The sequence below is a fragment of the Sodalis sp. RH20 genome, assembly GCF_047324205.1.
Classification (GTDB): domain Bacteria; phylum Pseudomonadota; class Gammaproteobacteria; order Enterobacterales; family Enterobacteriaceae; genus Acerihabitans.
Map to the genome: position 1 here is coordinate 16,069 of NZ_CP178733.1, position 23,932 is coordinate 40,000.

General features: G+C 58.9%; 24 protein-coding genes. 13 read left to right on the forward strand and 11 right to left on the reverse strand.

The genetic code is table 11. The features are described from left to right. Positions 1 to 52 precede the first annotated feature (52 nt). The 7 genes from proW to ACL2XM_RS00105 form a co-directional block, all read right to left on the reverse strand. On the reverse strand, positions 53 to 1,255 hold the full coding sequence (gene proW, locus ACL2XM_RS00075; RefSeq protein ID WP_413732054.1) for a glycine betaine/L-proline ABC transporter permease ProW: 1,203 nt from the start codon (positions 1,253 to 1,255) through the stop codon (positions 53 to 55). Continuing rightward, the gene (gene proV / locus ACL2XM_RS00080; RefSeq protein WP_410013757.1) at positions 1,248 to 2,450 is read right to left on the reverse strand and encodes a glycine betaine/L-proline ABC transporter ATP-binding protein ProV; all 1,203 of its coding nucleotides are present in this window, start codon (positions 2,448 to 2,450) and stop codon (positions 1,248 to 1,250) included. Before proV ends, proW begins: the two co-directional genes overlap by 8 nt. A gap of 479 nt (positions 2,451 to 2,929) precedes the next feature. Continuing rightward, positions 2,930 to 3,901, reverse strand: a complete 972-nt coding sequence (gene nrdF / locus ACL2XM_RS00085; protein ID WP_413732055.1) for a class 1b ribonucleoside-diphosphate reductase subunit beta — start codon at positions 3,899 to 3,901, stop codon at positions 2,930 to 2,932. A 20-nt stretch (positions 3,902 to 3,921) separates the two neighbouring features. Continuing rightward, positions 3,922 to 6,072 (reverse strand): class 1b ribonucleoside-diphosphate reductase subunit alpha, encoded by a 2,151-nt coding sequence (nrdE, locus tag ACL2XM_RS00090; protein ID WP_413732057.1) that lies wholly within the window; start codon positions 6,070 to 6,072, stop codon positions 3,922 to 3,924. Further along, a complete protein-coding gene (gene nrdI, locus ACL2XM_RS00095) occupies positions 6,054 to 6,467 on the reverse strand; it encodes a class Ib ribonucleoside-diphosphate reductase assembly flavoprotein NrdI (protein WP_413729549.1) in 414 nt (137 codons plus the stop codon). The genes nrdE and nrdI overlap by 19 nt, the downstream gene beginning before the upstream one ends. 6 nt (positions 6,468 to 6,473) lie before the next feature. Continuing rightward, positions 6,474 to 6,713, reverse strand: coding sequence for a glutaredoxin-like protein NrdH (gene nrdH, locus ACL2XM_RS00100; protein ID WP_410013761.1), 240 nt, complete (start codon positions 6,711 to 6,713; stop codon positions 6,474 to 6,476). A gap of 325 nt (positions 6,714 to 7,038) precedes the next feature. Beyond that, the gene (locus ACL2XM_RS00105) at positions 7,039 to 7,353 is read right to left on the reverse strand and encodes a YqjD family protein (RefSeq protein WP_410013762.1); all 315 of its coding nucleotides are present in this window, start codon (positions 7,351 to 7,353) and stop codon (positions 7,039 to 7,041) included. Between the two features lie 272 nt (positions 7,354 to 7,625). Here ACL2XM_RS00105 and ACL2XM_RS00110 point away from each other — a divergent pair, with 272 nt between their 5' ends. The 12 genes from ACL2XM_RS00110 (at position 7,626) to ACL2XM_RS00165 (ending at position 19,880) form a co-directional block, all read left to right on the forward strand. Next, positions 7,626 to 7,961: a DUF2002 family protein gene (locus ACL2XM_RS00110; protein WP_410013763.1), complete on the forward strand. Its 336-nt coding sequence runs from the start codon at positions 7,626 to 7,628 to the stop codon at positions 7,959 to 7,961. A gap of 344 nt (positions 7,962 to 8,305) precedes the next feature. Then, positions 8,306 to 9,202: an ABC transporter substrate-binding protein gene (locus ACL2XM_RS00115; protein ID WP_410013764.1), complete on the forward strand. Its 897-nt coding sequence runs from the start codon at positions 8,306 to 8,308 to the stop codon at positions 9,200 to 9,202. An 11-nt stretch (positions 9,203 to 9,213) separates the two neighbouring features. Continuing rightward, on the forward strand, positions 9,214 to 10,944 hold the full coding sequence (locus tag ACL2XM_RS00120; RefSeq protein WP_413732059.1) for an FAD-dependent oxidoreductase: 1,731 nt from the start codon (positions 9,214 to 9,216) through the stop codon (positions 10,942 to 10,944). After that, positions 10,941 to 11,714 (forward strand): SDR family NAD(P)-dependent oxidoreductase, encoded by a 774-nt coding sequence (locus ACL2XM_RS00125; protein WP_413732061.1) that lies wholly within the window; start codon positions 10,941 to 10,943, stop codon positions 11,712 to 11,714. The genes ACL2XM_RS00120 and ACL2XM_RS00125 overlap by 4 nt, the downstream gene beginning before the upstream one ends. A 13-nt stretch (positions 11,715 to 11,727) precedes the next feature. Beyond that, on the forward strand, positions 11,728 to 12,510 hold the full coding sequence (locus ACL2XM_RS00130; RefSeq protein WP_410013767.1) for an amino acid ABC transporter ATP-binding protein: 783 nt from the start codon (positions 11,728 to 11,730) through the stop codon (positions 12,508 to 12,510). Positions 12,511 to 12,694: 184 nt separating this feature from the next. Continuing rightward, the gene (locus ACL2XM_RS00135) at positions 12,695 to 13,603 is read left to right on the forward strand and encodes an amino acid ABC transporter permease (protein WP_410013768.1); all 909 of its coding nucleotides are present in this window, start codon (positions 12,695 to 12,697) and stop codon (positions 13,601 to 13,603) included. A gap of 47 nt (positions 13,604 to 13,650) precedes the next feature. Beyond that, positions 13,651 to 14,709 (forward strand): LLM class flavin-dependent oxidoreductase, encoded by a 1,059-nt coding sequence (locus ACL2XM_RS00140; protein WP_413721310.1) that lies wholly within the window; start codon positions 13,651 to 13,653, stop codon positions 14,707 to 14,709. A 55-nt stretch (positions 14,710 to 14,764) separates the two neighbouring features. After that, positions 14,765 to 15,928 (forward strand): aromatic ring-hydroxylating oxygenase subunit alpha, encoded by a 1,164-nt coding sequence (locus ACL2XM_RS00145; protein WP_410013770.1) that lies wholly within the window; start codon positions 14,765 to 14,767, stop codon positions 15,926 to 15,928. A 43-nt stretch (positions 15,929 to 15,971) separates the two neighbouring features. Then, on the forward strand, positions 15,972 to 16,958 hold the full coding sequence (locus ACL2XM_RS00150; protein ID WP_413727774.1) for an aldo/keto reductase: 987 nt from the start codon (positions 15,972 to 15,974) through the stop codon (positions 16,956 to 16,958). Positions 16,959 to 16,996: 38 nt separating this feature from the next. Further along, positions 16,997 to 18,355 carry a type III glutamate--ammonia ligase gene (glnT, locus tag ACL2XM_RS00155; protein ID WP_410013772.1) on the forward strand — a complete coding sequence of 453 codons (1,359 nt, stop codon included), beginning with the start codon at positions 16,997 to 16,999 and terminating at the stop codon, positions 18,353 to 18,355. A gap of 91 nt (positions 18,356 to 18,446) precedes the next feature. After that, complete coding sequence (locus ACL2XM_RS00160) at positions 18,447 to 19,433, forward strand: PDR/VanB family oxidoreductase (protein WP_413721307.1); 987 nt, start codon at positions 18,447 to 18,449, stop codon at positions 19,431 to 19,433. Positions 19,434 to 19,454: 21 nt separating this feature from the next. After that, a complete protein-coding gene (locus tag ACL2XM_RS00165) occupies positions 19,455 to 19,880 on the forward strand; it encodes a VOC family protein (RefSeq protein WP_413721306.1) in 426 nt (141 codons plus the stop codon). 73 nt (positions 19,881 to 19,953) lie between these two features. Here the strand turns inward: ACL2XM_RS00165 and ACL2XM_RS00170 are convergent, their stop codons facing one another. Then, positions 19,954 to 20,589, reverse strand: a complete 636-nt coding sequence (locus ACL2XM_RS00170; protein ID WP_410013775.1) for a TetR/AcrR family transcriptional regulator — start codon at positions 20,587 to 20,589, stop codon at positions 19,954 to 19,956. A 159-nt stretch (positions 20,590 to 20,748) separates the two neighbouring features. Between ACL2XM_RS00170 and ACL2XM_RS00175 the strand changes: the two genes are divergently transcribed. Then, positions 20,749 to 21,756 (forward strand): alpha/beta fold hydrolase, encoded by a 1,008-nt coding sequence (locus ACL2XM_RS00175; RefSeq protein WP_413732062.1) that lies wholly within the window; start codon positions 20,749 to 20,751, stop codon positions 21,754 to 21,756. On the opposite strand, the gene ACL2XM_RS00180 is transcribed toward ACL2XM_RS00175, so the two are convergent. The 3 genes from ACL2XM_RS00180 to ACL2XM_RS00190 all read right to left on the reverse strand — a co-directional run bounded on the left by ACL2XM_RS00180 (position 21,746) and on the right by ACL2XM_RS00190 (position 23,701). Beyond that, positions 21,746 to 22,171 carry a hypothetical protein gene (locus tag ACL2XM_RS00180; protein ID WP_162366696.1) on the reverse strand — a complete coding sequence of 142 codons (426 nt, stop codon included), beginning with the start codon at positions 22,169 to 22,171 and terminating at the stop codon, positions 21,746 to 21,748. The genes ACL2XM_RS00175 and ACL2XM_RS00180 overlap by 11 nt on opposite strands. A gap of 44 nt (positions 22,172 to 22,215) precedes the next feature. After that, positions 22,216 to 22,692, reverse strand: a complete 477-nt coding sequence (locus ACL2XM_RS00185) for a hypothetical protein (protein WP_410013777.1) — start codon at positions 22,690 to 22,692, stop codon at positions 22,216 to 22,218. Positions 22,693 to 22,885: 193 nt separating this feature from the next. Further along, positions 22,886 to 23,701, reverse strand: a complete 816-nt coding sequence (locus ACL2XM_RS00190) for a shikimate 5-dehydrogenase (RefSeq protein ID WP_410013778.1) — start codon at positions 23,699 to 23,701, stop codon at positions 22,886 to 22,888. Between the last annotated feature and the right edge of the window lie 231 nt (positions 23,702 to 23,932).

Genomic DNA, 23,932 nt, shown 5'->3' on the forward strand with positions numbered 1-23,932 from the left:
TGTATTTTAACTTTCAGACGCCGGGGGCGGGGAGCCCGCGCCCGGCAAAGGGTCAGGCTTTTTTGGCAAACGGGCGGGTGAACAGGCCCAGGGGACCGGCGGCGTACCAGCGGCGGTTGCCGCGGCTGCGGCTGTCGCGTCCCAGGGATTGCGTCAGACGATCGAGGATTATGGCCAGTATCACGATGCCGACCCCGCCGATGGTGGCAAGCCCCATATCCAGGCGGCCGATGCCGCGCAGGACCATCTGGCCCAGGCCGCCGACGGCAATCATCGAGGCGATGACCACCATCGAGAGCGCCAGCATCAGCGTCTGGTTAATCCCGGCCATGATGGTCGGCATCGCCAGCGGCAACTGTACTTTGAACAGCAGCTGGCCGGGGCTGGCGCCGAACGATTCGGCGGCTTCTATCAGGTCTTCCGGCACCTGTTTGATACCCAGGATGGTCAGGCGCACCACCGGCGGCAGGGCGAAGATAATGGTCACCACCACCCCCGGCACATTGCCGATGCCGAACAGCATGACGATGGGCACCAGGTAGACGAACGCCGGCGTGGTCTGCATGGCGTCCAGCAATGGGCGGATGATTTTGGCCGCGCCATCGCTGCGCGCCAGCCAAATGCCCAGCGGCAGGCCTATCACCACGCAGAAAAACAGCGAGGTGAGCACCAGCGCCAGCGTGACCATGGCCTGCGCCCAGGCGCCGATGGCGCCGATAATCGCCAGCGAGACCAGGGTGGCGATGCCCATGCCCAGGCTCGACATCTGCCAGGCCAGCAGGGCGAACACCAGGATGGCCACCGGGGCGGGCATGCCCAGCAACAGATGCTGGAAGCCGCCGAGGATGATATCCACCGGCACGCGGATACCCTGGAACAACGGCCGGAAATGCAGCACCACCCAATCGATGCCGTGGGTGACCCAGGTATCGAGCGGGATCAGGGTAGTGTGAAACGGATCCAGCAGATTAAAATGCTCAGGCGCGGGAGTCGGCCCGCTGTTGAGCCAGTCGGCGCCCTGCTGGGCGGTGTGCGCCCCGGCGCCGTCGGCGGGAGGCGTGGCGGTATTGCCCCAGGCGTCGGCGGCGCTGCCCGCTCCGTTGGCGGGGGCGGTCTGCGCGACGGCGTCATGCTGCTGCGCGGCGGCCCCGCCCCAGGGATCGGCGGACTGCGGCGCGGCGGACTGGGCCTGGCTGGCGTCGGCTGCGGGCGCGGCCTGCGCGCCGCCCCATGGATCGGTGGTTGGCTTACTCATTGGTCGCCCCTTCTTTGTCTAATGCCTGTAGCAACATGCCCTTGGAAATAATGCCAATATATTGATTCTCCTCGCCGACCACCGGTACGGCGCAAGGCGCCTGGGCGACGGTGGAGATCAGCTCGCTGAGCGGCATATCTCCCGGCACGGGCACGGGGCTCTCGAGCAGCGCCTGTTCCAGGGGAAGATTGGCCGCAAGGGCGGCTTTCAGCGAATCGATGGACACCACGCCGATAAATTTCTGGCCGCGCTCCAGGACATAACCGAAATCGCGGTCTTCATCCTGCAGCAGCTTAAGGGCGGAGCGGGGGCCGAACCCCGGCGTCTTGCGGATAAGCGTTACCGGACGACGGCGCGCGATATCCTTGGCGCTGAAAACATGGCTGACGTCTACGCCGCGAAAGAACGTGCGCACATAATCGTTGGCCGGATTGTTGAGAATTTCATCCGGCGTGCCCACCTGCACCACCACGCCGCCCTGCATGATGGCGATGCGGTCGCCGATGCGCATCGCTTCGTCGAGATCATGGGAGATAAATACGATGGTGCGCTGATGGCGGGATTGCAGCTTCACCAATTCGTCCTGCATTTCGGCGCGGATTAACGGGTCGAGCGCCGAAAAAGCCTCATCCATCAGCAGGATATCGGGGTCGTTCGCCAGCGCCCGCGCCAGGCCGACGCGTTGGCGCATGCCGCCCGACAGCTCGTCGGGCCAGGACAACGCATGCTTATCCAGCCCCACCTGCGTCAAGGCTTCCAGCGCCTTGGCGTGGCGTTCCTGCGCCGGTATGCCGGCCAGCATCATGCCGAACGCGGTATTGTCCAGCACGTTCAGATGCGGCATCAGCGCAAAGGACTGGAACACCATGCTGATTTTTTTTCGCCGCACCTCGCGCAGGGCGTTGTCGGATATCCGGGCGATATCGACGCCGTCGATCAGCACCTCGCCGCGGGTCGGTTCTATCAGACGATTGAGAAGGCGTACCATGGTGGATTTACCGGAACCGGATAATCCCATGATGACGAATATCTCGCCTTCTTCAATGGCCAGACTGGCATCTTTTACGCCCACCGTCAGACCGGTCTTGGCGAATAGGGTATCCTTATCGTGCCCTGCCTGAATTAGCTTAAATGCCCGTTCGGGATGTTCGCCGAATATTTTATAGAGGTTTTTTACTTCAAGTTTAACAGCCATGCAATTATCAAATTCCCGTATGGTTTTCTAATATATTTAAGGGTCCTGCCAAAATAAAAACGCTGTATACCCTAACATACTGAGCATTTGAGACAACCCCCAAGGACTTATCCAGTTGAATATCCCGTCCTTGAGTCGCTATCGTTTCAGCCATTTCGGCTAAACGTGACAAGGGTTTAGGGAAATAAACGGTCGTGCGAATTTTTTAATGCGCAGGCACGATTTTGGCGTGAATTTCATGCGTCAAGGGCTAAGAGTGAATAATTTTACGGCAGAAAAAACGATAGGTCGTGCGGGGCAGGAGGTGATACGCAGGGAACCGCGGGGATGAACCCTGGATATATAATTCCCTCCCAGGGGAGGGAAACAATTAAATCGGGAGGGCGGAATTTATAATAAATAACGGCATGGGTAAGCCGTTATCAGCGGAAATAGTCTCTCACCGGGCGCGGAAAAATAGCGCCTGCGCGCCGGGGAGATTAAAAGGCCCAGTCCTCGTCCTCGGTATTGACCGCGCGGCCCATCACATAAGACGACCCGGAACCGGAGAAAAAATCGTGGTTTTCGTCGGCGTTGGGCGACAGCGCGGATAGGATTTCCGGATTGACGTTGGTCATCGATGCCGGGAATAATGCTTCATAACCCAGGTTCATCAAGGCTTTATTGGCATTGTAATGCAAAAATGTCGTAACGTCCGCTGTCCAGCCGACCCCGTCATACAGCTGCGCGCTGTAAAGCAGTTCGTTCTCATACAGGTCCTGCAGCAGGTCGTAGGTAAAGGTCTTGATCTGCTCGCGCCGCTCGGGCGTGGCCCGTTCCAGCGCACGCTGGAATTTATAGCCGATATAATAACCGTGCACCGCTTCATCACGGATAATTAACCGGATCAGGTCGGCGGTATTAGTGAGTTTTGCCCGGCTGGAATAATACATCGGCAGGTAAAAACCGGAATAAAATAGAAAGGACTCCAGAAAGACGCTGGCGACTTTTTTCGTCAGCGGATCGTCATGGCGGTAATGACGCAGAATAATGGCCGCTTTATTTTGTAAGGCTTCGTTCTGCTCGCTCCAGCGGTATGCCGCATCCACCTCCGGCATGGCGCACAGCGTGGAAAATATCGAACTGTAGGAGCGCGCATGCACCGCCTCCATAAAGCTGATATTGGAGAATACCGCTTCCTCGTGCGGCGTTACCGCATCGGCCATTAATGCCGGCGCGCCGACGGTATTTTGCACCGTATCCAGCAATGTCAGCCCGGTAAATACCCGGATGGTCAGTTCCTGTTCCTGCGCGGATAATGTCGACCACGAGGGGATATCATTGGACAGCGGTAATTTTTCCGGCAGCCAGAAATTCGCGGTCAGGCGGTTCCACACCTCCAGATCCTTATCGTCTTCAATCCGGTTCCAGTTTACCGCCTGGACGCGGGAGATCGGTTGAGCGGTGGTCATGGTGATAGTCTCCTTTACCGTTACAGCGCGCACGAGACGCAGCCGGCGACTTCAGTGCCTTCCAGCGCCAACTGGCGGATACGGATGTAGTACAGCGTCTTAATGCCTTTTTTCCAGGCGTAGATTTGCGCCTTGTTGATATCGCGGGTAGTGGCGGTATCCCGGAAAAACAGCGTCAGCGACAGGCCCTGATCGACATGGCGCGTGGCGGCGGCGTAGGTATCGATGATTTTTTCCGGCCCGATTTCATATGCGTCCTGGTAATAGTGCAGGTTATCGTTGTCCATAAAGGGCGCCGGATAATAGACCCGGCCGGTTTTACCCTCTTTGCGGATCTCGATGCGCGAGACAATCGGATGGATGCTGGATGTGGAATGATTGATATAGGAAATGGAGCCGGTCGGCGGCACCGCCTGCAGGTTCTGGTTGTAGAGTCCATGCGCCATCACCGACGCGCGCAGCGCCAGCCAATCCTCGCGGGTGGGCAGGGCGATGCCGGCCTGGGCGAACAGCGCCCGCACCCGTTCGGTTTTAGGCCGCCATTGCCGTTCGACATAGGGCGTAAAGTAGTCTCCGCTGGCATAACGGGAGTCGGCGAAACCCGCGAAGGTCACACCCCGTTCGATGGCCAGGCGGTTTGACGCCCGCACCGCATGGTAGGTGACGGCGTAAAAGTACATATCGGTAAAATCCACGCCTTCCTCCGAGCCGTAGTAAATATGCTCGCGCGCCAGAAAGCCGTGCAGGTTCATTTGCCCAAGGCCGATGGCATGGGAGGCGTCGTTGCCTTTGACGATGGAGGGCACAGAATTTATCCGGCTCATGTCGGATACGGCGGTCAGGGCGCGCACGGCGGTTTCCACCGTATTGCCCAGATCCGGTTCGTCCATGGCGCGGGCGATATTCAGCGAGCCCAGGTTGCAGGAGATATCATGGCCGACCTGCCGGTAGCTGAGATCCTCGTTATATTCAGTCGCGCTGTTGACCTGCAGGATCTCCGAGCACAGATTGCTCATATTGATGCGGCCTTTGATGGGATTGGCGCGGTTTACCGTATCCTCGAACACCATATAGGGATAACCCGACTCAAACTGGATTTCCGCCAGCGTCTGGAAAAACTGCCGGGCGTCGATGCTGGTCTTGCGGATGCGGGGGTCGGCCGCCATCTCATGGTATTTTTCACTGATGCTGAGCTGCGAAAAAGGCTGGCCGTAAATCCGCTCGACGTCGTAGGGCGAGAATAGGTACATCGGCTTATTGTCGCGCGCCAGCTCGAAGGTGACATCCGGAATGACCACGCCCAGCGACAGGGTTTTGATACGGATTTTTTCATCGGCGTTTTCCCGTTTGGTGTCGAGGAAACGCATGATGTCCGGATGATGGGCATGCAGGTAGACGGCGCCGGCGCCCTGGCGCGCGCCAAGCTGGTTGGCGTAGGAAAAGGCGTCCTCCAGCATTTTCATCACCGGAATAACGCCGGACGACTGGTTTTCGATACGCTTGATCGGCGCCCCGGCCTCGCGCAGGTTGGTGAGCATAAAGGCTACGCCGCCGCCGCGTTTGGACAACTGCAGCGCCGCGTTGACCGAGCGGCCGATGGATTCCATATTATCCTCGATGCGCAGCAGGAAACAGGAGACATACTCCCCGCGTTGCTGTTTGCCGCAGTTGAGAAAGGTGGGGGTCGCGGGCTGGAAACGTCCCGACAGCATTTCATCCACCAGCCTGGACGCCAGGGCGCCGTCGCCGGCGGCAAGCGTCAGCGCCACCATGCATACCCGGTCCTCGAAGCGCTCCAGATACTGTTTGCCGTCAAATGATTTCAGGGTATAGCTGGTATAGAATTTCAGCGCGCCCATAAACGTCTGGAAACGGAACTGGCGCGCGTCGGCCTGCCGGAACAATGCCTCCAGGGTGTCCTGGGAGTAGGGGGCCAGTACCTGCGCCTCGTAGTAACCCTCATCCACCAGATAGCGCAGCCGGGCGGCCAGGGAGGGAAACCGCCGGGTGTTGGGCACCACGTGCTGCTCGAAATAGCGCTCGACGGCCTGCCGGTCCTTATCGAACTGAATATTGCCGTGCTCGTCATAGAGATTGAGCATGGCGTTCAGGGCATGATAATCCGCCAGCGCCGGACCGGGTTGAGTGATGTTCAGTTCTGTTGTTGCCAAAATGTGGTTACTCCCATACGTACCCGCGCCACGTCTTCCGCCGTACCCAATAGCTCAACGCGATCAAGGAACGGCACCTGGCATTTCCTGGCGATAATATCGCCCGCCAGACAGAAGGCTGCGCCAAAGTTACGGTTACCGGCACCGATGACGCCGCGGAGCCAGGAACGGTTAGTTGCATCGTTAAGAAAGCGGACGGCCTGGGGCGGCACGGCGCCGTGCTGGCTGCCGCCGCCATAGCTCGGCACTATCAGAATATAGGGCCGGTCCACCTGCAGTTTCTGGCTGGTCGCCAGGGGAATGCGCAGCGCCGGCAGCGTTAACTTGCCGACAAACCGATGCGTATTTTCCGAGCTGCTGGAAAAGTACACCAGCAGCGGTTGCGCAGATAACATGATGGCTCACGACGCCAGGGCGGTGGCGGCAAGCAGGTTGATTTTATCCGGCCTGAAGCCGCTCCAGTGCTCGCTGGGCGTCTGCACTACCGGAACCTGCTGATACCCCAACGATTTCACATGGGCCAGCGCCTGGCCGTCTGCCACCAGATCCACTAACCGATAGCTGATGCCTTTTCTGTCCAGCGCGCGGCAGGTGGCGTGACATTGGACGCAATCCGGTTTAGTGTAAATAGTAATAGTCATGATTCGCATTCCCCTTACGCGTTAACATTATAGTGGTAATATCGCCCAGGCGGTGCTGGCCGGTAGGGTGGCTTGCCTGGAACTAATACTATATGTAGATATTATTTTTATCAACCACACAATATATGGGATGATGCGACATTTTTTTACTGAGGGCGGGGAACAGGCGACAAAAAAGCCCGCGCTCCTTGGGGAGCGCGGGCTGCGGTACTGCAAAGGATACGGCTGGCGGTGCAAGAAAATAGTGATGTCTTGAAAATCACCCGGCACGGTTACCAGGTAGGAGGTCCTGCATCACCCCCGCGTCTCTTATTGCCCATCGGCCTTAACGGCGCGAGAGCAACACGCCGAGCACGATACCGACCGCGGTAGTGATGCCAAGGCTCTGCCACGGTTTCTCGACCACGTAATTTTTGGTCTGGACCGCGGTGTCGCGGGCATACTGTCCGATACGGCTGGTGCCGCCGGCGCGCGCGCGCGCGTCTTTCAAAACGTCTTTAGCTTTACTGCGCAGCGCGTCCAGCTGTTCTTTGGTGGTTTTTTCAGACGTACTAAGCAATTCATCCAGTGTATCGGCTAACAGAGAAACATCGTCTTTAATATCTCTTTGCAGATCATTTTTTTCAGCTTTCGTAAACATTTGTTTCTCCCTTTTGGCTAATGATAGTTTAACTGTAGACTATCCACGCCATTCCTGCCGCGGCGGTAAGGCCGCCTGCCGTCGTCGGGACAGGCGTCGGCGGGGCCGGAACAAGCGCGACGGGCGGCTTGGCGCGGTCTGGCGCGTTGCCGGAACCCGGCCGGAGCCGGTTTTTGGATTAATCCGAAATCACGCGCTGCGTCTACTGACCGGACGCTTAACTGATTACATTAGCTGGGATCACTTCACTGTGACTGAAGAGAGGACAAATAATGTATTTAAGACCCGATGAAGTCGCTCGCGAACTGGAAAACTCCGGATTCGAAAGAGATTATATCACCCGACAATGTTACGGTTACCGTAAAGGTCACCACTATGTCTATGTGAATCGGGAGGCTAAACTGGGCCGAACCGCCCTGGTCGTTCATCCTTCGCTGCGCGATAAAAGCAGCCTGTTTGCCGCCCCGACGTCGCCGGTACGCTCCAGCGACAACTATCAAGTCTTTCCTTCCGACCCGGACGGCAAGCCCGACAGCCATTACGGCATCCCCCATGGTTTTTCTTCACGCGCCTCGTTAACCCGCTATTTGCAGAAAATGTTCAATTAACCCGATCCCCTCCACGGTGGATTCATCACGCTATACCGGCGTTTGGTCATGCCATCAATCGCCGGTGGACGCGCACTACTATGATGAAAAATTGCAACATCTGCACTTTCATAGGTCATTTTTCCCGCATTATCCCGGCGGACGGATCGATTCGCACGGCGGGATTGAGCCATTAATCAGTTAATTAATTGATTAGTTAACTGATGGCACGCTAGTTGCTACTTCCCCTTTATCGGTACGCTACCACGGCCGGCCATCGCCGCAGGCGTCATGACGTGTCTGCCGGTGTTTACGCCCAGATCATCGGGTAAACCAGATAAAGACCTTTCGGGAGTATTGCAAGCATGAGAATGACACCATCCCTGCTCCACGCTGTGTTGTTGTGCGCCGGCCTGACTCTGTGCGGCGCGGCGAGCGCCGAGGACCCGGCGCCGATCGCCATGGACAACGCCCTGCACGCGCTATTGCCGGACAAGATCAAAACCCAGGGCGTTATCAATTTGGTGACCGATGCCCATTACCCGCCGTGCGAGGTGTTCGCCGATGATAATAAAACCATGGTGGGGTTTGAGCCGGATCTGTGGAACGCCATCGGCAAAGTGTTGGGGGTGGGCATCAATCCGGTCTCCATCGATTTCGCCGGCTTGATCCCCGGCGTGAAAAGCGGACGTTACGATATGGCGATGGAATGCATTTCCGACAGCCTGGAGCGTGAAAAGCAGGTGACCTTCGTGAACTATGCCTATGCCACCAATGAAGTTTATACCCTGGCCAGCAACAAAAGCATCGTCAACGATCCGTTATCGCTGTGCGGCCTGAAGGTCGGCGTGCAGTCAGGCACCGATTTTGAACATGCCATCAGCGAAATTTTTTCACCTAACTGCACGAAGAATAATAAACCGGCCATTAAGGTGACCACCCTGCCGTCGGCGGACGCCGTGCTGCTGGCGCTGTACGCGGGACGTATCGATTTTGTGCTCAACGACGCCGCCGCCGCCGCCGAAATCAAAAAAGTGGCGCCCCGGCCGATTCGCACCGTGACCATGCCGCTGATGCCGAAATATTATCTTGGCATCGTGGTCAAGCCCGATAACCAGCAACTGGCCCAGGCCCTGCTTGGCGCGCTGAAGGTACTGTGGTCCAACGGCGAATACGCCCGCATCATGAAAAAATGGGATTTGGAACCCGTGATGCTGGAACAGCCGGGTATTAATCTGTTCACCACCCGCCCGATGCAATAAGCGCGCAACCGATGATGCGGGCGGATAAACAGACCGGGACAGCCCCTGTCCCGATTGCCGACAGCCAGCTGCGGTGCGATGTGCTGGTGGTGGGGTCGGGCAGCGCCGCGTTAAGCGCGGCGCTGAGCGCGGCGGCGGCGGGACTGGCGGTGCTGATCGTGGAAAAAGCCGCTGTCCTGGGCGGCACCTCGGCCATGTCGGGCGGCGCGGTATGGGTGCCCGCCAATCATCACGCCCTGGCCCGCGGGGTCGAGGATAGCCCCGCGCAGGCGCTGGAATACCTGCGCGCCGCCGCGCCCGCGGGTTGGCGCGCCGGCGAAGACCGGCTGTGGGCACAGTTTGCGCGTTCCGCGCCCGAGATGCTGCGTTTTCTGGAAACCCATACGCCATTGCGTTTCAGCCTGACGCCGGAGGCCGATCCGCTGATGGACTGCGCCGGCGCCAAGGCCTTCGGCCGTATGCTGACGCCCGATCCGCTGCGGGCCGGGGTGCTGGGCAAAAGACGCTGTCCGGTCAGGCGTTCCCCCCTGCCTCAGGTCTATACCTACCAGGAAGTCATCGGCGAGGATATCTATCATCATCCGGTCAGGGTAGCGCTCAAGCTGGCGCCACGGCTGCTATGGCGCGCCATCACCCGCACCCGCACCAAGGGCGCGGCGCTGATTACCGGGCTGCTGGCCGGCTGCCTGGCCCATGGCTGCCGGATTGAAATGTCGGCCAGGGTCGTTGATCTCATCACCGACGCCGCGGGGGCGGTCACGGGCGCCTGGTTCAGCCGCGACGGCCGTCTGACCCGGATTACGGCCCGGCGCGGCGTGGTGCTGGCCAGCGGCGGTTTTGAATGGGATGCGCTGCGGCGCGCGGCGCATTTTCCCGGGCCGTTTGACGCCATTTCCAGCCCGCGCACCAACGAGGGCGACGGCCACCGCATGGCCCAGGCCGTGGGCGCGCGGCTGGCGCACATGGATCAGGCGAATATGAGCGGATCGCTGCCGACCCGCTACGAAGGGCGTCCCTATGGCCTGTCGGTGTTTTTCCAGTACGAACCCAACGCCATCCTGGTTAACCGGGAGGGCCGGCGTTTTACCAACGAGTTTGCCTTTAACCTTGGCGAAGCGCTGGATGCGCGCGATGGGCAGGACGGATTACCGCGGCATCTTCCCGCCTGGCTGATTGCCGATGCCCGCCTGCTGTGGCGCGCGCCGTTTTTGCTGGCCTGCGCCCTGCGCAGCCGGGGATGGATGCGCAGGGCCGGCAGCATCGGCGCCCTGGCGGACCAGCTTGGTTTGCCGCGGGCATCCCTGGAGGAAACCGTTGCGCGTTTTAACGATTTTTGCGCCCGCGGCGTGGATGAGGATTTCCAGCGGCATCTGGCCGCGGGCCATGGGCGGGGCGATCGGCGTTTTCACGGCGGCCTGCGGCCTATCCAGCGGGCGCCGTTTATCGCCGTGCCGTTTAACCGCAGCTTCACCGCCACCAAAGGCGGCCCGCGCACCGATGAGTTCGGCCGCGTGATCCACCTTGACGGCCATGTGATCCCCGGGCTGTTCTGCGCCGGCGTGGCCATGGCCAATCCCATCGGCACCCGCGGCGTCGGCGCCGGCACCACGCTTGGACCTAACCTGACCTGGGGCTATATCTGCGGGCGGACCCTGGCCGCCGGTCCGGCGTCGGGAGGCGGGGATGATGTTTTACCGGCCGCGGGCGTCGCTTCCCCAACCACCACCACGGAGTTGTCATGATACCTGATATCACACCCGCGCCAACCGCCCTGGTCACCGGCGGATCCAAAGGCATCGGCCGCGCCGTTTCCCTGGCGCTCGCCCGATCTGGCGCCAATATTGCATTGCTGCTCAGGCGGGATCGGGATTCAGCCGATCGGCTGGTGGCGGAGATTCGCCAAACCGGGCGCCAGGCGCGCGCCTATTATGGCGACATCACCGATCGCGGCGCGGTTGGTTCTCAGGTGGCCGCGATCGCCGCCGAGTTCGGCGGGATCGATATGCTGGTGAATAACGCCGGCGCCACCGCCGCCGGCGAGTTACTCAGCCTGGACGATGACGCCTGGCTGCAGGTGGTGAATATCAACCTGACCGGGTGTTTTGTGGTGGGCACCGAAGTGGCGAAGATCATGCGCGCCCGGGGCGGGGGCGGCATCGTGAATATTGCCGGGGCGTCGGCCCATCGCTGCTATCCCGGCGCCGGGGCCTTCGGCCCGAGCAAGGCGGCGGTGGTCAATCTGACCCGGCAGATGGCCGTGGAATGGGCGGACTATGGCATCCGGGTCAATGGCGTCAGTCCAGGGCCGATACGATCCGCGGCCGGCGACTGGCAACGGCGTGAACCGCAGCTGGCCGCCGAGGTGGCGCGCCTGCCGCTGCGGCGCGCCGGCTTGCCGGAGGAGGTGGCCGCGGCGGTGGGGTACCTGCTGTCCCCCGGCGCCGCCTATACCACCGGCCAGATGCTGGTGGTGGACGGCGGCGGGCTGTGTACCTGGTATATGACGAGATAGAGAGGCGGTAACGATGTCAGAACACGATACGCCGGCGGTGGCCGCTTATCAGGTGGTAAAACGATTTCACGGCCAGGAGATCCTCAAGGGCGTGGATCTGCAAATACGGCAGGGGGAAGTGGTCTGCCTGATCGGACCTTCCGGTTCCGGCAAATCGACCTTTCTGCGCTGTATCAATCACCTGGAAAAAATTGACGGCGGCGCGCTGTACGTCGGCGGGGAATTGATGGGCTATCGCCGGGTGGGCGATAAGCTCTATGAACTGAAAGAGGCGGAAATCGCCCGCAAGCGCGCCGGCATCGGCATGGTGTTCCAGCGCTTTAACCTGTTCGGCCATATGACCGCGCTGGAAAATGTGATCGAAGCGCCGATGCGGGTGCGTAAAGTGCCGCGCGCCGAGGCGCTGGAGCAGGGCAGGAGCCTGCTTGCGCGGGTGGGATTGTCGCATCGGCTGAATGCTTATCCCGCGCAGCTTTCCGGCGGCCAGCAGCAGCGCGTCGCCATCGCCCGGGCATTGGCGATGAAACCCGCGCTGATGTTGTTCGACGAACCGACCAGCGCCCTGGATCCGGAGCTGGTCGGCGAAGTGCTGGATGTCATGCGCGGCCTGGCCGAGGAGGGCATGACCATGGTGGTGGTGACCCACGAAATGGCCTTTGCCCGCGAAGTCGGGGATAGCGTGGCGTTTATGGATAACGGGGCGATCATCGAAAAAAGCCCGCCGGCGGAAATGTTTCAGCGCCCACAGCACTCCCGGACGCGTGCTTTCCTGGCTAAACATCTTGCCGGCAAATGAATTTAACTAACGAATTGTTTTATATGGATTTAATTTTAATTAAAAAATTAAATTGCGTCGGTTTTTTTATTGACAGTATCAGAATGCAGGTGCATATTATTAATTAACTGATTAATTAATACCGTTGCCGGCGCCGTATCCTGCCTGTGTTAACAGAAGTCAGCGAGCATGAATGAGAGATAACATGACAGATAACCAGCAATATCAGGCCGTGGGGCAACACCCGCGCGATAAGGGCCATGACGCGCCGGCCTTTCCCCACGACGCCCTGACCGTGGTGCCGACCCGCTATCCGGGGCGCTGGATTTCAGTGGCCGTCTGTACGCTGCTGCTGATCATGCTGGTGCATTCGATGGTAATGAATGAGAACTTCGGCTGGCCGACCGTCGGACATTATCTGTTTTCGCCGACCATCCTGACCGGCTTATGGGTCACCCTGTGGCTGACGTTGACGATTATGCTGCTGGCGATTGTGCTGAGCGTGGTGATAGCTACCCTGCGCCTGTCCGCCAACCCATTGCTGGCGCACTTCAGCTCCGGTTATATCTGGTTTTTCCGCGGCACGCCGGTGCTGGTGCAGTTGATTTTCTGGTACAACCTGGCGGCGCTGTATCCAGAGGCCTATATCGGGATACCTCATGTGTTTACCCTCTACCAGGGCAGCATGAACGATATCATTACCCCCTATACCGCCGCCATCCTGGGGCTGGGGCTGAATGAAGCGGCGTATATGGCGGAGATTATCCGCGCGGGCATGTCCTCGGTGGATAACGGCCAGCAGGAAGCGGCCCGCGCCCTGGGCATGAATAAAGCGCAATGGCTGCGGCGGGTTATTCTGCCCCAGGCGATACCTTTTATTATTCCGCCCACCGGCAACCAGGTGATCGGCATGCTGAAAACCACGTCGCTGGTGAGCGTGATTTCATTATCGGATTTATTGTATTCAGCGCAGTCGATTTATTCGCGGACGTTTGAAAATATTCCGCTATTGATCGTGGCCTGTATTTGGTACCTGATCGCCACCACCGTGCTGAGCTGGCTCCAGGGGCGGATTGAAAAATATTTCCGCAAGGGCCAGGGTGCGCCGGCATGATCATAAATAGCGTTGACATCGGTTGATATTATCTTCAGGGGATTGTGATGAAATTAGGCCTGTTTAATTTAATGTCTTACCAGGATAATCCCCAGGGAATACAAGGGGTGATTAAAGATACGCGCGTGATGGTGGCGCTGGCTGAAGAAATGGGTTTTGAAACCGCCTGGTTTGCCGAACATCATTTTACCAATTATTCCATCAGCGTCTCGCCGTTATTAATGGCGGCCCATATGGCGGGATATAGCCGGCGCATCAAGCTCGGCACCGCGGTTATCGTCCTGCCGTTATACCAGCCGATGCGCCTGGCGCAGGAAATCGCCCTGGTGGATCGCCTGACCGAAGGGCGGCTGGTGCTGGGCATCGGCAGCGGCTACCAGGCCTATGAATTCGAACGCTACAATATTGATGTTGAACAGCGCAATCGCGTCCTGCTGGATAACTGGCAATTTATCGAGACGGCGCTGACCGGCGGCAAGGCGGCATCCTTATCCCATAACGGCGAGCGGGTGGAAACGGACTTTTTACTGACGCCTCTCCAGCAGCCGCTGCCGCCGCTGTTTATCACCACCACCAATCCGGCGTTGTTGCAGCGGTTTACACGCTGGGGCGCCACCGCGTTTATCACCGCCGGCTGGCGCGGTTCGCCGCGCCTGAAGGAGATGGCCCTGGACGCCAGGCGGCAATGGCGCGAGGCCGGCCTGATGGCGTCCACGCCGCTGGCGGTGCAGCAGTATATCCACGTCACCGACAGTAAAAAAGCGGCGCTGGACGCGGCGGAACGCGCATTATTCGTCGCCAGGATGATAAGCGCCCTGCACGGTAAGACGCTGGAGACCCAGGGCGCGTTTATCACCGCGCCTAAATTCCCCGATGAACCGGACGCATCGGTGGTGCGTGATAATTTGATTATTGGCGACGCGCATTATGTCGCCGAGCGGATTATTAACGAAGTAACGGATATTAATCCTTCGCACTATAACTGTTTTTTCCAATTTGGCGATATGCCGATCGAGGCCGCCAGGCAATCTTTGGAGAAATTCGGGCGTGAGGTGATTCCGCTATTGGAAAAAGCGCTGGGTAAGGTCACGGTGGATATTCATTAAAGACTATCCCGTATAACCTCTTACCCACAATATTTGTTAATCGAGGGGATAAATCATGCCTGACTATTCACGGCGGATTGACTGCGCAATTGACGACAGCGCCACTATCGTGGAAAAAATTAAACAGCAGCGTTCCGATGATGCCGCCTTATCATCGACGCTGCCGCCGGAAGCCTATAATAGCGATGCGTTCTTTTCCCATGAAATGGAAAAAATATATCGGGGGGATTGGATTTTTGCCGGCCATATATCGCAAATACCCCATGCCGGAGATTATTTTACCCTGGATATCGTTAACGAACCGCTGGTGGTGACGCGCGACGCGGAAGGGATAAACGTGATGTCCGCCGTCTGCCTGCACCGCTGGGCGCCTATCGTCTCGGGCAGCGGCAACGCCAAGGCCCTGGTGTGCCCGTTCCATAACTGGACTTATGATCTGACCGGCAACCTGATCGGCGCGCCTTATATGAACCAGGCGGCGGAATTCGACCGTAAGCAATGCAAGCTGCCGCGGATCAGGCACGAGATTTTCCACGGCCTGATTTTTATCACCTTTTCGGATCAGGTGGAATCGATAGCGCAACGGCTCAAGCCGCTCAACGCCATGTTCGACAAGTACCAGGTGGCGGAGCTGGATACCGCTTATACCCTGGATTACGACTGTCCGTTCAACTGGAAAATGGCGGTGGAAACTTTTATGGAGTGCTACCACCATTCCGCCGTTCACCGCACCACCCTGGAAGACAGCTTTCCCGGACGCCTGAGTTATATCGGCGAGGACGGTCCCGGCTGGACCTTGTGCCACCAGCCGCTGCGCAAGAATGGCGAACTCTCGGAGGTGCTGACCGAGGGACTGATCCCGCTGTCGGGGTTCAGCGAGCAGGATATGCGCCAAATCGACCTGATGCTGATCTACCCCAGCTGCCTTATCGGCCTCAATCCCGACCGGCTGAGCATCAGCCAGCTGCTGCCCATCAATAAGCATATGACCGTTTGGCACCGCCTGGTGCTGGTGTCGAAAGCGTCAAGCAGCCAACCCGGTTTTGCCGACACCGCCGCCGCCATGAAGGCGTCCAGCCTGTCGATTATCGATGAGGATCTGGCCATCAACGCCGCCCAGCAGCGCGGCAGCCTGTCTTCGCTGGCGCGGCCGGGACGACTGGGACATTTGGAAACCACGGTCTGGCATCTGGCCAATTATATCCGCACCCGCATCTAGGGCGGACGGCGCGTGGCGCCGCACGATAACGAAAGGACGTCGCATGAAAATGGTAAAACTCGGCCGGTCGGGGCTTGAGGTCTCCGCACTGTGCCTGGGCTGCATGACCTATGCCCGCCCGGAAAAAAGCGGTTACGCCTGGACGCTGGATGAGCGGCAAAGCAGGCCGTTTATCCAAAAGGCGCTGGAGCTGGGGATTAATTTTTTCGACACCGCCAACGCCTATGCCAAAGGAGACAGCGAGGAAATCCTCGGCCGCGCGCTGCGGGATCTCGCCCGGCGCGAGGATGTGGTGATCACCAGCAAGGTGTTCAACCCCATGCGCCAGGGACCGAACAGTAAAGGACTGTCGCGCAAATGCATCATGACCGAAATCGATGCCAGCCTGAAACGCCTGGGAACGGATTATATCGATCTCTACCAGATCCACCGTTGGGATTATGACACCCCGCTGGAGGAGACGCTGGAGGCGCTGCACGACCTGGTGAAGATGGGCAAGGTGCGTTATCTGGGCGCGTCCTCCATGTATGCCTGGCAATTTTGCACGGCGCTGCACGTGGCGCGGGAAAACGGCTGGACGCCGTTTATCGCCATGCAGAACCATCTCAACCTGCTCTATCGCGAGGAAGAGCGGGAAATGATGGGGCTGTGCCGGGCGCAGGGCATCGGGGTAACGCCGTGGAGCCCGCTGGCGCGCGGACGCCTGACCCGGCCATGGCAGCAGGCGGCCGCCACCGGACGCGGCGCCAACGATGCGTATGCCGGCTTTTTATACTCGGCCACCGAACAGGCCGACCGGGCGGTGATCGAAGCGGTCACCCAGGTGGCCGCCGCGCGCGGCGTACCCCAGGCCCAGGTGGCGCTGGCATGGTTGTTTACCAAACCCGAGGTGGCGGCGCCCATTATCGGCGCCACGTCTTTCCGTCACCTTGAGGACGCGGCCGGCGCCACGGAAATGACCCTGACGCCTGATGAAATCGCGGCGCTCGAGGCCCCTTATATTCCCCATGCGATCGTCGAGCACACCTGATCCGATACGCGATATTTACCTACAGAGCAGAGCCTATTATGAAAAAAAGTCAGCAGCAGATAGCGGAAATTGCCCAGCAGTTAAAGCAGAAAGGGGTGGAATATTGCATGGGCGCCTATGTGGATATCCACGGCGTGCCCAAAGGCAAGGTGGTGCCCATCGGCCATTTCAGCCAGATGGCGGCCGGATCGGAGCGCTACACCGGCTATGCGCTGGACGGACTGGGCCAATTGCCCAATGAGGATGAGCTGACCTCGATACCGGATTTGGATCATATCATCCAGCTGCCCTGGGAGCCGAAAATCGCCTGGATGCCGGCGGACAACGCCTTTAAGGGCGAACCCTACGCCCTTAATACCCGCGTGGCGCTGAAAAACGTGCTGGCGCAGGCGAAAGAAATGGGATTTGGTTTTAACCTGGGCATCGAATGCGAAATCTATCTGCTCAAACGCGGCGAGGACGGCGGACTGTCGGTGCCGGAAAAAGACAATAAGCTGAATAAGCCCTGTTACGACCTGCGCGGCTTTGTCGATCAGTTCGCCTGGCTGGATAAGGTCTCCACCACCATCAACGATCTGGGCTGGGACCTCTATTCCCTGGATCACGAGGACGGAAATTCGCAATACGAATTTGATTTCAACTATGCCGATGCGCTGACCAGCTGCGACCGGTTTATCTTTTTCCGCTTTATGGCCAAACATTACGCCAAGGAATTGGGCCTGGTGGCGACCATGATGCCCAAGCCCTTTGCCAATAAAACAGGCACCGGCGCCCATTTCAATATGTCGTTATACGATATCGGCAGCGGCGCCAATATCTTTGCCAGCAAAGACGACCCGCGCGGCCTGGGCCTGTCCGATACCGGCTATTATTTTATCGGCGGCCTGCTCAAGCACGGCCGGGCGCTGTGCGCGGCGTTCGCCCCCACCGTCAACAGCTATAAACGCCTGGTGCGCCAGGGCGCGATGAACTATTTCTCCTGGGCGCCGGTGTTTAACTCCTATGGCTCCAACAACCGCACCAACTCGGTACGGGTGCCCGCCGGCGGCGGCCGCTGCGAATCGCGCAACGCGGACGGCGCGGTCAATCCTTATCTGGCGGCCACCCTGGCGCTGGCGGCGGGCCTGGAAGGCATCCGCGAAAAAATCGACCCGCGCGAGCCGAACGAGGACAACCTGTATGCCATCAGCGAACAGGAGCGCCGCGCCCGCGGCATCGATTTCCTGCCGCAAAACCTGCAGGAAGCGGTGGAGGCGTTCGCCGCCGATCCCTTTATCGAAGCCACGCTCGGCACCGCGCTGCGCGATGAGTTCGTGAAATATAAAACCCAGGAATGGAACAACTACCATCTGCACGTCAGCCAGTGGGAAATCGATCAATACAGCACGATATTCTGAGGCGGGGCCTGTATTGCCCGTTACGCGATACCGTTAAACCACGCGGCGGCGGATGCGTTCCACCGTCGCGATGCCGGCAGGGCGGCGATTTATGAACGTATCACAGCATTTTTTTGAGGTCATGGTGGTGGCGAAAAGCCACCGGGGCGACGGGGTGGTGTTTCTCACCCTGGCCCGTTCCGACGGCGCGCCGCTGCCGCCGTTTTCCGCCGGGGCGCATATCCAGCTGCGCCTGGCGGACGGACTGCTGCGGCAGTACTCGTTATGCGGCGATCCGGCGCGGCGCGATAGCTACCGGCTGGCGATCCTGGCCGCCCGCCGCTCCCGTGGCGGCGGCAGCTATATCCGCGATAGCCTGCAGCGGGGGGATAGCCTTTGGATATCCGCGCCGCGCAATGATTTCCCGCTGGCGGAGCGGCGGGAGCCGGCGCTGCTGCTGGCGGGCGGTATCGGCATTACACCGCTGCTGGCGATGGCGCTGACGCTTAGGGCGCAGGGGCGGGAGTTCGGGTTGCACTATTACGGCAGGCCCGACACCCTCGGCGCCTTTATGGAACAGCCGGATTATACGCGGCTTGCGCGGCATATCGTCCCCCATTGCCGGGACGGCGCAGCCCCTGCCGACGCGGATTATCAGCAGTCCCTGGCGGTGGTGATCCGCGACTGGCAACGGCGGCACGGCCGGTTCAGTCTGTACTTCTGCGGCTCGCTGCCGTTTATGCAAAGCGTGCGCGATCAATGCGCCGCGGCGGAAATTCCCGCCGAGGCGTGTTTTTATGAGTCCTTTACCCCGCCGGAGGTGCGCGGCGAGACCACGTTTGACGTCGAGATTTTCAGCACCGGCGCGGTTATCCCGATACCCGCCGATCTGAGTATTGCCGAGGCGCTTAACCAGGCGGGGGTGGCGGTGGAAGTATCGTGCGGACTGGGGGTTTGCGGCACCTGTCTGGCCGGGGTCAAGGCGGGCATACCGGATCACCGGGATGAGTACCTTAGCGCCGCGCAGAAGGACGCGAACAACAAAATCATGCTGTGCTGCTCACGGGCGCGCTCTACACGTTTAGTGATCGATCTTTAATACCATCAGAGGAGTCTAGCTATGTCCGTTGCACCCTTTCACCTGGCAATTCCTGTTTACGACCTGAACGCCGCGCGCCATTTTTATGGTGAAATTTTTGGCCTTGAAGAAGGACGCAGCAGCGAGCAGTGGGTGGATTTTAACTTTTTCGGCCACCAACTGGTTATCCACGAGCACCCTAAAACCCCGAGCCAGGAGCACGCGCATACCAATCCGGTGGACGGCCACGATGTGCCGGTGCCGCATTTTGGCGTGGTACTGGCCTGGGACGACTGGGAAGCGCTGGCGGCCAGGCTGACCGCCCACGGCACCGCCTTTGTGATTGAACCCTATATTCGTTTCAAAGGGCAAATCGGCGAGCAGGCGACGATGTTTTTGCTCGACCCCTGCCAGAATGCCCTGGAGTTCAAGGCGTTCAAGGATATCGGCCAGCTGTTCGCGCACTGAGGTCCGGCGCCGCCGGCGTTCTTTAATAACCCGATTATCCCCGCGCCGCCGTGTGGCCGGCGGCGCGCCGGGTTTATTTCGTCTTGACGTCCAGATGCTCGAAGACAAAGTCCCGCATACAGTTAATGGCGTGTTTATATTTAAAGGTAGGAAACATGACGGTGCGAAATAACACCCCATCGAGAAAGGTGGAGATAAACATCGCCATATCCACCGGATTGACCTCGCGGAAAACGCCGGCGGCGATGCCGTCCTTAATGGTGTTTTTCAGGATCACCGACTCTTTTTCATAAAATTTCTTCACGGCTTTGTCGATATCGGGCGTACGCCCGTTGGTGCCGGCGTAATCAAGGCTAATCTTGGCTAATTTCTGCAGCAGGTAGAATTGCAAAATGTGGATTTGGATCCACAGGAACAGTACGTCCTTGGGATTATCCGCATTCATTTTGATGGAATCAAATTGCTCGAAGGCCTTTTCCACCGTGGATTCGATGACCTTAAGAAATAGGTTTTCCTTGGAGCCAAAATAATAATAAATCAATGCGGAATTAAGCCCGGTCGCTTCGGCGATATCCTTGATGCGGACCGAGGAGTAATTTTGTTTGGCAAACAATTCCAGCGCGGAGTCCTGCAGGGCATGAGCGACATCGTTTTGCAAATTCTTACCATTTTTAGCCGCGACTTTTTCTTTTATGTCATTGGTTTTCATACATTGCGTCCGGGCAGCCCAATTCTTTGAATGGCGTTATTGCAGCATGGGGATAATCAGTTTTATTAGGTGAATACTACCACAGGCGGGAAATCAGCAACAAGTTAACTAGCTGATTAATTAACATCTATCATACCGGCTACGCCGGAGGGAGGCATCATGCCGGATTACCACGTCTGCGACCTGGGCGCGTTTGCGCTGGAAGGCGGCGCAACGCTTTATGACGCCACATTGACCTATGAAATCCACGGCCGGCTTAACCGGCGGCGCGACAATGCCGTGCTGTTGCCGTCGTGGTACACCGGCACGCACCGATCCTACCGCGCGATTATCGGCGCGGGGCGGGCATTGGACCCGGCGCGCCATTGCATTATCGCCGTCAATATGTTCGGCAACGGCATTTCCACCTCGCCCAGCAACTCCCCGCGCCAGGGCGGACCGCTGTTTCCGGCGGTGACGGTAGGGGATAACGTGCGGGCGCAGCACCGGCTGATTACCGAGTATCTGGGTATTGAGCAACTGGCGCTGGTATGCGGCTGGTCGATGGGGGCGATGCAGGCCTGGCACTGGGCCGCGGCCTATCCGGCGGCGGTTCGGGCGCTACTGCCCATTTGCGGCAGCGCGCGCTGCTGGCCGCTGAATCATGTGTTTCTGGAAGGGGTGAAGGCGGCGCTGCGCGCGGACCCGGCGTTCAATGACGGCCATTATGCCTCCCCGCCGCTGGCCGGGCTGGCGGCGTTCGGCCGGGTCTATGCCGGGTGGGCCTATAGCGCGGCCTTTTACCGCGACGCGCTGTATCAGCGGCTCCACTTCGCCACGCGCGAGGATTTGTTGCGGGACTGGGAGCGTGATCATCAGGCGTGGGATGCCAACGACTTGCTGTGCATGCTGCGCACCTGGCAGGATGCCGACGCGGGACGGGCGCCGGGATATGGCGGCAGCCTTCAGGCGGCGCTGGCGGCGGTTACCGCCAGGACCATTGTGATGCCGTGCAATACCGACCAGTATTTCACCCAGGAGGAGGCGTTTAAGGAGTTTTCATGGCTTAAACAGGGGAAATGGCGGCCGCTTACGTCCGACTACGGCCACTGCGCCGGCGCGCCCGGACGTTTTGCCGCGGAAACCGCCGTTATCGAGCAAGCGATACGCGAACTGCTTACTCAATAATCTCCAGTTCCACCACCCGGCCCTGGTCAAACCAGGTTTCCAGGCCGGTGACGCGCAACTGCAGGTCGCCTTCGATAACTTCGCCGATATACGAAATAGGCAAAGGCTCTTCGGCGGTATCATCGCCGTACACGACGCAAAATTGCTGGCGCGGGCTGTAAAAACACACCGACCCGGTAACCTTGCCGTATTTTTCCCGGCGCATTTTGCCCACTTCTTCGGTTTTGAATTTATTTTCCCACGGGGCGACGATGGGCATGGTGAAAAACACCATATCGCCGATAAGCTTACCGTGCTGCAAGACGCTTTTCATCGGCAATTTGGCCCGCAGTTCTTTAACCAGGTTGGGCACTTTATCTTCCCATACCTCGATAATGCAAATAGGTTCGTCCGCAACGTTCATTCTGAGTTTCATTCTGGCACCTGATGATAACGTAAAAGGAAATAAGATAAGGGAGGTCAGGCCGGTTTAACCCGGCGGAAGCCGTCGCCAAGGCCCCATGGCAGAATAAAATCAACCCACATATGCAGGCGGTTGGCGTAGGACAGCGCCGCATGCGACAACCGGCACAGGTCATGCAGGGTGGTGCATTGGCAGGCGGTATCCACATACAGATGGATCATGGCGGCCGCGTGGGGCAGGCTGACAAAATCAAAAAAGTCCGCTTTATAGCCGATGATTTCCTTAATAATGGCTTGCAGCGTCGCCAAATCGGCGTCGGTATCCTCCGCCACGCGGATCAGGCCCCACAGCATTTCGTCGGCCATGGTGCGCGCTTCCCCCTCGGCGAAAATAATAGTGCTCAGGTATTGCCCGCGCGCGCCGGTACCGCGCGGCACGATACCCTTGCCCAGATCCCGCACTTCGTCCGGCTGCTCGAACCATATTTTTTCGCGCTCCTGCTCGAAACGCGCGATTACTTCGTCGACGGTCATTCTGATACTCTCCGGTTGGCTTGATAAAGCTATCTAAAGCTTATTAATTAATTAACTAATTAATAAGCAAGTAATATGCCAACAGAGAAACAGCGATGAGCTCTAGAATAATCAATATGTTGCAAAGGATCCGCGCTGACCGTCTTTTCCCGCCGTTCAGCGCGAACGATAGTGGTGCATGGGTTGCACCACGTTAACCGCGGGCGTAGGCGGCCGCGCGTTCCACCAACGCGTCGTCGGGACGCACGCCGGTATACAGCACAAACTGTTCCAGCGCCTGGATGGCAATCACCTCGGCGCCGGTAATCACGGCTTTGTCATGCAGGCGCGCATATTGAATCAGCGGCGTTTCCGCCGGCAGCGCCACCACGTCGAACACCCGCCCGGCCCGGGCGATATACGGCTCGCTGAAGGACAGCTCTTCGGCCCCGGCGCCGCCCGCCATGCCCACCGGCGTGACGTTGATCAGCAGCGCGGCGTCCAGCCCGGTTTCATCGGCCTGCCAGCGGTAGCCGTAGAGTTCCGCCAGATGACGGCCGGTTTTTTCATTGCGGGCGATAATCACCCCCTGGCGGAACCCGGCATTATGCAGCGCGCCGGCCACGGCTTTCGCCATGCCGCCGCTGCCGCGCAGGGCAAAGGCGCTGTCCGGGCTGACCTGATGCTTTGCCAGCAGGCGCTCAATGGCGATGAAGTCGGTGTTATAGGCTTTCAGATAGCCGTCGGTGTTAACGATAGTATTCACCGACTCGATGGCGCGCGCCGAGGAGTCAAGCTCGTCCAGGTAGGGGATGCAGTCCTCTTTAAACGGCATCGACACCGCGCAGCCGCGGATGCCCAGCGCCCTGACGCCGCCGATGGCGGCGGCAAGATCGCGGGTGGTAAAGGCTTTATAGATATAGTTCAGACCGAGCTTTTCATAGAGATAATTATGAAAACGCGTGCCGAAATTGCCGGGGCGGGCGGCCAGAGACATGCATAACAGGGTATCTTTATTGATATTCATCATAGGGTCCTATTGCCTGAGTCGTAAACAAATGCCGTTACGCTGTGGATAAAAGGATATCACATCATGGCGCCGTCATCCGGTGGTTACCGGCGCGGATGGCCGGGCTGAAACATTGCCGTGCGCTTCTGGCATAACCGCGAACCGGTACTACACTCCAATAAGGCGTGTCTTACCACTCCAATTTCCCCGGCCGTCGTGCCGTTTACCTCATGCCTTCACCGGCAGGAACTA